This is a genomic window from Micrococcus sp. HMSC31B01 (assembly GCF_001816085.1).
Classification (GTDB): Bacteria; Actinomycetota; Actinomycetes; order Actinomycetales; family Micrococcaceae; genus Micrococcus; species Micrococcus luteus.
Window position 1 is genome coordinate 1 of record NZ_KV825096.1, and the last position, 2,156, is coordinate 2,156.

The following is a 2,156-nucleotide window of genomic DNA, read 5'->3' on the forward strand; positions in this document are numbered from 1 at the left end:
CTCACCCTCGGCGGCGCCCGGGGCGAGCGCATCCGCCGCACCCTGCGGCGCCTGCTGGCCGCCGTCGACCTGGCGCAGGCCGCGGACGTCCAGGTGGACACCACGTGGGTCAAGGGCCACGTGGGGGTGCACGGCAACGAACTGGCCGACGACCTCGCCCGGGCCGCCGCCCGCCACGCCAGCGTCGGCACCCCCGAGGGGGACCTGCCCGAGCGGATGGGGCAGCTGATCCAGCTCCGCGTCGAGGACGACGCCGCCGCCGGTTGACCCCGGCCCCGATTCCGCGTCCTCCGCCCCAGCCTCTAGGGTGGGGCTGTGGAAGCGACAGTGGAACAGATCACAGCGGCCGTCACGGCCTTCAACGACAAGTACTGGTACGTCGTGATGGCGCTGCTCTTCGTGGCCGGGGTGTGGTTCACCATCCGGACCGTGGGCGTGCAGGTGCGCATGCTCCCGGAGATGCTGCGGTCGGTGACGGCCAAGTCCCAGACCGGGTTCGAGAACGACGGCGTGAGTCCGTTCCGCGCCTTCACCATCTCGGCGGCCTCGCGCGTGGGCACCGGCAACGTGGCCGGCGTGGCGATCGCGATCGTGATCGGCGGCCCGGGCGCCGTGTTCTGGATGTGGCTGCTGGCGATCATCGGCGGCGCCACCGCGTTCGTCGAGTCCACGCTGGCCCAGCTGTACAAGCAGAAGGGCGCGGACGGCTACTTCGGCGGGCCCGCGTACTACATCCGCGACGGTCTGGGCGCGAAGTGGCTGGCGGCCGTGTTCGCCGTCGCCATCACCGTGACCTACGGCTTCGTGTTCAACGCCGTGCAGTCCAACTCGATCTCCGAGTCCGTGCAGGCCAACTGGGGCGCGTCCTCCACCACCGCGTGGATCGTGGGCCTGGGCCTGGCCGCCCTCACCGGCCTCGTGATCTTCGGCGGCGTGCGCCGGCTCTCGGCCGTGACCAACGTGCTGGTCCCCGTGATGGCCACGTTCTACATCTTCCTGGCCCTGATCGTGATGGTCGTCAACATCACCGAGGTCCCGGGCATGATCGCGCTGATCGTGGGCCACGCGTTCGGCCTGCGCGAGGTCGCGGGCGCCGCCGTCGGCATGACGATGGTGATGCAGGGCGTGCGCCGCGGCATGTTCTCCAACGAGGCCGGCATGGGCTCCGCCCCGAACGCCGCCGCCACCGCGGCCGTCTCCCACCCGGCCAAGCAGGGCTTCGTGCAGTCCCTGGGCGTCTACTTCGACACCCTGATCGTGTGCTCGGCCACCGCGTTCGTCATCCTGCTCTCCAACCCGGCCTACGGACGCGGGGAGGCGCTCGGCATGCAGGTGACCCAGGGTGCGCTCCAGCAGGCCGTGGGCGCGTGGGCCGGCCCGGCGCTGACCGTCATCATCTTCTTCCTGGCCTGGTCCTCCGTGCTGGGCAACACCTACTACGGTGAGGCCAACATCCGGTACCTGGCCGGCCGCCACGCGGGTCGGGCCATCAGCGTGTTCCGCGTGCTCGTGCTGGTGTGCGTGGTCGGCGGCGCGCTCGGCTCCGTGGCGCTGGTGTGGAACCTCGCGGACACGTTCGCGGCCCTCATGGCGACCATCAACCTCGTGGCGATCATCCCGCTGGGCGGGCTGGCCGTGAAGCTGCTCCGGGACTACGAGCGCAAGCTCAAGGCGGGCATGGACCTGGGCTTCCACATCTCCGACCTGCCCGAGGCGCGGAACGTGGCCCTCTGGCGGGACGAGCCGAAGACCTCCCCGCTCCAGGACTGACGCCCCTCCCTCCCCCGCGTTTCGAGGCGGGATATCGACCCCATCCGGCTGCCGCGGGCGGCCGTGGGGTGGATATCCCGCCTCGATGCGTGAGGAGGCCCGGTCTGGACACCGCGCGGGGGCCGGCGCCTAGGTTGAGGCGCACCCGACCGGCCACGCCCGAGCGGCCGGCACGACGTCCGAGGAGGACACCATGGGCATCCTCTCCAGCCTCACCCGCACTCTCGGCGGCGGCCGCCGCGCCAGCCGACCCACCATCGGTGCGCACGTCGGCCGGCCCCCCGGCTTCGGCCGGCAGGCCCGCTCTCAGCGACGCCGCTCCAGCGGCCTGGGCGGTGCCCTCCTGGGCACGCTCGGCGGTCTGGCGCTGCGTGAGCTCTGGCGCC

At 72.0% G+C, this 2,156-nt stretch carries 2 protein-coding genes and 1 pseudogene; all 3 read left to right on the top strand.

Features of this window, described 5'->3' with window-relative positions; all coding sequences use genetic code 11:
- Positions 1-267, top strand: a 267-nt coding sequence (locus HMPREF3105_RS05615) for an RNase H family protein (RefSeq protein ID WP_305791332.1), incomplete at its 5' end; no start/stop codon positions are given.
- Positions 268-327: 60 nt separating this feature from the next.
- Entirely contained in the window at positions 328-1,770 is a 1,443-nt protein-coding gene (locus tag HMPREF3105_RS05620; protein ID WP_070708946.1) for an alanine/glycine:cation symporter family protein, read from the top strand.
- 193 nt (positions 1,771-1,963) lie between these two features.
- A pseudogene (locus tag HMPREF3105_RS05625) lies at positions 1,964-2,156 on the top strand (hypothetical protein); the annotation flags it as partial.